Annotated in this window: 5 protein-coding genes; 3 read left to right on the forward strand and 2 right to left on the reverse strand. The window is 74.6% G+C overall.

The features are described from left to right. Positions 1-104 precede the first annotated feature (104 nt). Both glpK and H6X67_RS09860 read right to left on the reverse strand, forming a co-directional pair. A complete protein-coding gene (gene glpK / locus H6X67_RS09855) occupies positions 105-1,760 on the reverse strand; it encodes a glycerol kinase GlpK (RefSeq protein ID WP_249369558.1) in 1,656 nt (551 codons plus the stop codon). Between the two features lie 75 nt (positions 1,761-1,835). After that, on the reverse strand, positions 1,836-3,560 hold the full coding sequence (locus tag H6X67_RS09860) for a glycerol-3-phosphate dehydrogenase/oxidase (protein WP_249369556.1): 1,725 nt from the start codon (positions 3,558-3,560) through the stop codon (positions 1,836-1,838). 135 nt (positions 3,561-3,695) lie between these two features. Between H6X67_RS09860 and H6X67_RS09865 the strand changes: the two genes are divergently transcribed. Genes H6X67_RS09865 through H6X67_RS09875 form a run of 3 tightly spaced genes read left to right on the forward strand, consistent with a single transcriptional unit; the run spans position 3,696 to position 6,339 of the window. After that, on the forward strand, positions 3,696-4,784 hold the full coding sequence (locus H6X67_RS09865) for a sugar-binding transcriptional regulator (protein WP_249369554.1): 1,089 nt from the start codon (positions 3,696-3,698) through the stop codon (positions 4,782-4,784). Further along, on the forward strand, positions 4,781-5,359 hold the full coding sequence (locus H6X67_RS09870) for an amino-acid N-acetyltransferase (protein WP_249369552.1): 579 nt from the start codon (positions 4,781-4,783) through the stop codon (positions 5,357-5,359). Before H6X67_RS09865 ends, H6X67_RS09870 begins: the two co-directional genes overlap by 4 nt. After that, complete coding sequence (locus tag H6X67_RS09875; protein ID WP_396121356.1) at positions 5,356-6,339, forward strand: iron-sulfur binding domain-containing protein; 984 nt, start codon at positions 5,356-5,358, stop codon at positions 6,337-6,339. Before H6X67_RS09870 ends, H6X67_RS09875 begins: the two co-directional genes overlap by 4 nt. Positions 6,340-6,529 lie beyond the last annotated feature (190 nt).

Below are 6,529 nucleotides of genomic sequence, written 5' to 3' on the forward strand. Positions count from 1 at the left end.
GTTCCCGGGCCCCGCCGCGGGGCCCGGGAACGGGGCGGCCCGCCCGGGCGGCTGCCCTGATGGCGGCCTGGATGGCTCCGCCCGGTCTGCCCGGACTACCCGGTCTACTCGATGACGTCCTCGTCCACCCAGTCCAGGGTGCGCTCGACCGCCTTGCGCCAGTTGCGGAACAGGCGCTCGCGCTCGGCCTCGGGCATCCGCGGCTCCCAGCGCCGGCCCTCCGCCCAGTTGTCGACGACGTCCTGGGTTCCCGACCAGAAGCCCACCGCGATGCCCGCCGCGTAGGCCGCGCCCAGCGCCGTCGTCTCCGCCACGCGCGGGCGCACCACCGGCACACCCACCTGGTCCGCCTGGAACTGCATGAGCAGCTCGTCGCGGGTCATGCCGCCGTCGACCTTGAGCTCGGTCAGGCGCGAGCCCGTGGCCGCGGCGTCGCGGTTCATCGCCTCCAGCACCTCGCGGGCCTGGAAGGCGGTGGCCTCCTCGACGGCGCGCGCGATGTGCGCCTTGTTGACGAAGCGGGTCAGCCCCACGAGCACCCCGCGCGCGTCGGGCCGCCAGTGCGGGGCGAAGAGCCCCGAGAAGGCCGGCACGAAGTAGGCGCCGCCGTTGTCCTCGACGCTGCGGGCCAGCTCCTCGACCTGGCGCGAGTCGGTGATGATGCCGAGGTTGTCACGCAGCCACTGCACGAGCGAGCCCGCCACCGCGATGGAGCCCTCCAGGGCGTACACGGGCGCCTCGCCCTCGATCTGGTAGGCGACGGTGGTGAGCAGGCCGTTGTCGCTGCGCACCGGCTCGGTGCCCGTGTTCATGAGCATGAAGCAGCCCGTGCCGTAGGTGTTCTTCGCCTGCCCCCTCTCGAAGCAGGCCTGCCCGAAGGTCGCCGCCTGCTGGTCGCCCAGGATCCCGGCGACCGGCGTGTCCACCAGCAGGCCGTTGCGCCGGCCGTGCCCGTAGACCGTGGCCGAGGGGCGGATCTCGGGCAGCATGGACAGCGGGATGCCCATGTCCGCGCAGATCTCCTCGTTCCAGTCGAGGGTGTCGATGTTCATGAGCATCGTGCGCGAGGCGTTGGTGACGTCCGTGGCGTGCACGCCGCCGTTGACGCCGCCCGTGAGGTTCCACAGGACCCACGAGTCCATCGTGCCCATGAGCAGGTCCCCGGCCTCGGCCCGCTCGCGCGCGCCCTCGACGTTCTCCAGGACCCAGGCGACCTTCGGGCCCGCGAAGTAGGTCGCCAGCCCCAGGCCCACCCGGTCCTTGTAGCGGTCGTAGTCGTGCACGCCGTCCGGGGCCTGGGCGGCACGTGGGGAGGCGGCCGCCAGGCGGTCGCAGATGGCCTGCGTGCGCGTGTCCTGCCAGACGATGACGTGGTGGACGGGCTCGCCCGTGCGGCGGTCCCACACGACGGCGCTCTCACGCTGGTTCGTCAGGCCCACGGCGGCGATCTCATGGCGGTTGACCTCCGCCTTCGACAGGACCCCGGCGACGACGGCGCGCACGTTGGCCCAGATCTGCACGGCGTCGTGCTCCACCCAGCCGGCCCGGGGCAGGATCTGGTCGTGCTCGGCCTGGTCGACGGCGACGACCGAGCCGGCGTGGTCGAAGAGGATCGCGCGCGAGGAGGTCGTGCCCTGGTCGATGGCGAGCACGTAGCGGGGGCCAGGAGCGGCAGCGCGGTCGACTGCGTCGGTGCCGACGGCGCTGCCGGCCCCGGTCTCGTGCGCACCGGTGGTCGTCGTGGGGCTGGGGGACGTCATCGTCTGGGCTCCCTGTGTGAGTCCGGCCGGCGGGCCGGTGAGTCGGGCTGGCGGTTCGAGATGGTGCCGAGTGTGTCAGATGGCGACCTCGACCTGGGCGACGGCGGCCGCGTCGGTCGCCTCCTTCTCGGCGGCCAGGACCTGCTCGACCCGGGCCGCGTAGGCGGCCTTCTCAGCCTCGACGGCGGCCGCGTCCCAGCCGAGCAGCGGGGCCATGACCTCAAGGACCTCGTCCGCGGCGCCCAGGCCGTGGTCGCGGCGCTCGATGTCCAGGCGCACGCGCCGCAGGAGCACGTCGTCGAGGTGGGCGGCGCCCTCGTGGGTCACGGCCCAGGCGACCTCCGCCTTGAGGAAGGCGGGCTCGGCGGCCAGCGGCTCGCCCAGCCCCGGCTCGGCGTCGATCGTCTCGAGCAGGGCGGGCAGCTCGTCGCCGTAGCGGTCGAGCAGGTGGGTCACGCGCGCCAGCGTCCAGCCGCGCTCGCGGGCGATGTCACCGGCCCGGTCCGCGACCTCGTGGTAGCCGGCGGCGCCGACCAGCGGCAGGTCCGCCGTGGCGGAGGGGTGCGCCTTGGCCCCGGCCTCGCCCAGGGCGTGGTCGACGGCGTCGGCGGCCATGACCCGGTAGGTGGTGAGCTTGCCTCCGGCGATGGCCGTCAGGCCCGGCACGATGCGGGTGACCGTGTGCTCGCGCGAGACCTTGGTGGAGGAGGCCTCGGCCCCGGGGCGCAGGCGGGGCTGCAGCAGCGGGCGCAGCCCGGCGTACACGCCGATGACGTCCTCGCGGCTGATGGGGCGCTCCAGGACGGCGTTGGCGTGCTCCAGGACGTAGTCGATGTCCGCGGAGGTCGCCACCGGCTTGGCCACGTCCTCGCTCCACGGGGTGTCCGTGGTGCCGATGACCCAGTAGCGCGGCCACGGGATGATGAACAGGACGGACTTCTCGGTGCGCAGGAAGATGCCGGTCTCGGCGTCGATGGCCTCGCGGGGCACGACGACGTGGATGCCCTTGGAGGCGAGGACCTTGAGGCCGCCCTCACTGGTGGCCAGGTCCTGGGTGTCCTCGGTCCACACCCCGGTGGCGTTGATGACCTGGCGGGCGCGGACCTCGTGCGTCCGCCAGGTCTCGAGGTCGGTGACGACGGCGCCGGTGACGCTGTCGCCCTGGCGCAGGAAGCCGGTCACCTTGGTGCGGCTGGCGGCGAGGGCGCCCAGGCCGACGGCGGTGCGCACGAGGTCGATGACCAGGCGGGCGTCGTCGACGCGCGCGTCGTAGAACTGGATGGCGCCGGCGAGCCGGGAGGTGTCCAGGGCGGGGGCCAGGGCCTTGGTGCCCTTGCGGCCCAGGTGCTTCTGGGCGGGGACGGTCTGGTGGCCGCGGGCGCCGGCCAGGGCCAGGGCGTCGTACATGCCGATCCCGACGGCGGAGTAGGAGCGCTCGACCTGGTGCTTGAGGGGCCAGAGGAAGGGCTGGGCCTTGACCAGGTGGGGGGCGGTGCGGGTGAGCAGGCGGCCGCGCTCGGTGAGGGACTCGTGCACGAGGGCGAAGTTGAGCTGGTAGAGGTAGCGCAGACCGCCGTGGACGAGCTTGGAGGACCATGAGGAGGTGCCCGACGCCCAGTCGCCCATCTCGACGATGCCCGTGCGCAGGCCGCGGCTGGCGGCGTCCACCGCGATGCCGGCGCCGGTGACGCCCCCGCCGACGACGAGGACGTCCAGTCCCTCCGCCGCGCTCATGGCCTCCAGCGCGGCGCTGCGCTGGGCGGTGGTCAGGGCGCTGTCGGTGTGGCTGGTGGTGCTCATGGCTGCTCCTCGGGTCAGGCGCCGCGGGGTGCCCGGGCGTGTCGGCACGTGTCCTCCTCAAGGATCACGAGGGTGTGCGAGGATGAGCAAGCATCATGCACGAACGTGCACCACCGGAGGGGAGGACCTGGGACGATGCCCACCACACGGAGCGCGGCCGCCACCGCCCCCACCGCCACGAGCCCCGGCGCCGTCTACACCGCCGCCTCGATGTACTACGCGCAGGGCGAGACCATGGAGGTCATCGCCCGCCACCTGGGCGTCTCGCGCTCCACCGTCTCCCGCCTGCTCGCCCGCGCCCGCGACGAGGGAGTCGTGCGCATCGAGCTGCGCGAGCCCGGAGCCGCCGGCAGCCTCGAGCGCCACCTCCTCGACGAGCACGGCGTGCGCGCCCGCATCGTCCACGTGCGCGAGGGCACCACCGAGATCCACCGCCTCCAGCAGGTCGCCGCCGTCGCCGCCACCACCCTCACCGAGATGATCGACGCCGAGGCCGCCCAGGCCGGTACCACCCGCCCCGACGGGCCGGCCGCCGTCGGCCATGACACGGCCCCGGACGCGGACGGCGGGCTCGTCGTCGGCGTCGCCTGGGGCACCACCATGGGAGAGCTCGGCGCCGCCCTGCCCACCCGGCGCGTGCCCGGACTCACCCTCGTCCAGCTCAACGGCGCCTCCGACCCCCTGCGCGAGGGCCCCAGCGCGGGGGACGTCCTGTCCCGCATGGGCCAGTGCCTGGGAGCACGGACCATCGCCTTCCCCGTGCCCGCCTTCTTCGACCAGGTCGCCACCCGCCGGGCCATGTGGTCCGAGCGCTCCGTCAAGCGCGTCCTCGCCGTCGCCGAGCGCGCCCGCATCGCCGTCTTCGGCGTCGGCTCGCTCAGCTCGGAGCTGCCCAGCCAGGTCTACTCCGGCGGCCACCTCACCCGCGCGGACCTCGCCGTCGCCCGCCGCGAGGAGGTCGTCGGGGACGTGTGCACCGTCCTCCTGCGCGCCGACGGCACCTGGCGTGACATCGACCTCAACGCCCGGGCCACCGGCCCCACGCCCGCCCAGCTCGCCCGCGTCCCGCGCAGACTGTGCGTCGTGGCCGGCACCGGCAAGGCCCGTGCCGCGCTCGCGGCCCTGCGCGCCCGGGTCGCCACCGACCTCGTCATCGACGGCGCCACCGCCCGCGCCGTCCTGGCGCTCAGCCACCGGCAGGACCACCGGAAGGACAGGACATGACCCCCACCACCGTCCACGCCAGCCGTGCGGTCAGGGCCCTCGACGGCGGCGTCCTCCTGCGCCCCGCCCTGCCGCGCGACGCCCGCGCCATCAGCGAGCTCGTGCGCCCCTACGCCGAGCGCCGCATCCTCATCGCCAAGGACCTCATCAGCTACTTCGAGGACATCCAGGAGTTCAGCGTCGCCGAGACCGGCCACGGCGGCGAGCACGGCGCGGCCCCCGGCGCCCACGAGGTGGTCGGCTGCGGGGCCCTGCACGTCATGTGGGACGACATCGCCGAGGTCCGCACCCTCGCCGTGCGGCCCGACCACCTCCACCGCCGCCTCGGCTCCGCCCTCCTCACCCGCCTCGTGGAGCAGGCGCGCGCGCTGGGCCTGCGACGGGTCTTCTGCCTCACCTTCGAGGTCGGCTTCTTCCAGGCGCACGGCTTCAGACCCATCGAGGGCACGCCCGTGGGCACCGACGTCTTCAGCGAGATGGTCCGCTCCCACGACGACGGCGTCGCCGAGTTCCTCGACCTCGCACGCGCCAAGCCCAACACCCTGGGCAACACCCGCATGCTCCTCGAGCTGTGAGCGGGGCCGTGGACGCTGCCGGGGCGGCGAGTGCCCTGGTCACCGGCGTCGCCGGGCCCGAGGCGGCCCGCGAGGTCATCGACTGGTACGACGAGAACGCCCGCGACCTGCCCTGGCGCAGGTCCGGCACCAGCCCCTACGCCGTCCTCGTCTGCGAGGTCATGAGCCAGCAGACCCCCGTCGAGCGCGTCCTGCCCGCCTGGCGCGAGTGGCTGGGCCGCTGGCCCGACCCCGCCGCCCTGGCCGGTGCCGACACCGGCGAGGTCCTGCGCGTGTGGGGGCGCCTGGGCTACCCGCGCCGGGCCCTGCGCCTCATCGAGATGGCGCGCACCGTCGTCGAGCAGCACGGCGGTGTCCTGCCCGAGGACACCGCCTCCCTCCTCGCCCTGCCGGGGGTGGGCCCCTACACGGCCGGCGCCGTCCTCGCCTTCGCCCACGGGCGCCGGGCCCTCGCCCTCGACACGAACGTGCGCCGGGTCCTCGCCCGCGCCCACGCGGGCACGGCCCTGGCCCCGCCCACCCTCACCCGGGCCGAGACCGCCCGCGCTGACGCCCTTCAGCCCGCCTCCGACGCCGAGGGCTCGGCCTGGTCCGCCGCTGTCATGGAGCTGGGTGCCCTCGTGTGCACCGCGCGCGCCCCGCGCTGCGGCCAGTGCCCCTGGCGCGAGCGCTGCGCCTGGCTCGCCGCCGGCCAGCCGGCCGACGAGCACGCCTCCCGGCGCCGCACCCAGGCCTGGCACGGCACGGACCGCCAGGCCCGCGGACTCGTCATGGCCCGGCTGCGCGAGGCGCCGGTGGGGGCCGTGGTGGGGCGCGAGGTCCTGCTCCGGGCCGCCGCGCTCGCAGGAGCCCGGGGCGGGGAGGCGTCCGGCCGGGCCGGCACCGCGGACCGGGACCAGCCTCAACGGGCCCTGGCGGGCCTGCTCGCCGACGGGCTCATCGCCACCGACGACGGCGGCGAGACCTACCGCCTGCCCTGAGCACGCTCCGCCTTCTCTCCCCTCCCCTTGCCCTCTCGATCTTCTTGGTTTGTGTTCGAGGTTCTTGGGGTTGTGGGGTGGTTTGGCGCGCGTGGTGAGGGGTTCGGGGGTGGTGGGTTCTAGTGGCCTTGGGCGTGTTCGGCGTCGTCGGTCAGGACGGAGGTCAGGCGGATGAGGTTGAAGGGGGTGG

Source organism: Actinomyces sp. AC-20-1 (assembly GCF_023369555.1).
GTDB lineage: Bacteria > Actinomycetota > Actinomycetes > Actinomycetales > Actinomycetaceae > Actinomyces.

What these genes read in the sequence shown, in the direction of transcription:
- glpK (WP_249369558.1), bottom strand. Translation starts at nt 1,760, where the DNA reads ATGACGTCCCCCAGCCCCACGACGACCACCGGTGCGCACGAGACCGGG.
- H6X67_RS09860 (WP_249369556.1), bottom strand. Translation starts at nt 3,560, where the DNA reads ATGAGCACCACCAGCCACACCGACAGCGCCCTGACCACCGCCCAGCGC.
- H6X67_RS09865 (WP_249369554.1), top strand. Translation starts at nt 3,696, where the DNA reads ATGCCCACCACACGGAGCGCGGCCGCCACCGCCCCCACCGCCACGAGC.
- H6X67_RS09870 (WP_249369552.1), top strand. Translation starts at nt 4,781, where the DNA reads ATGACCCCCACCACCGTCCACGCCAGCCGTGCGGTCAGGGCCCTCGAC.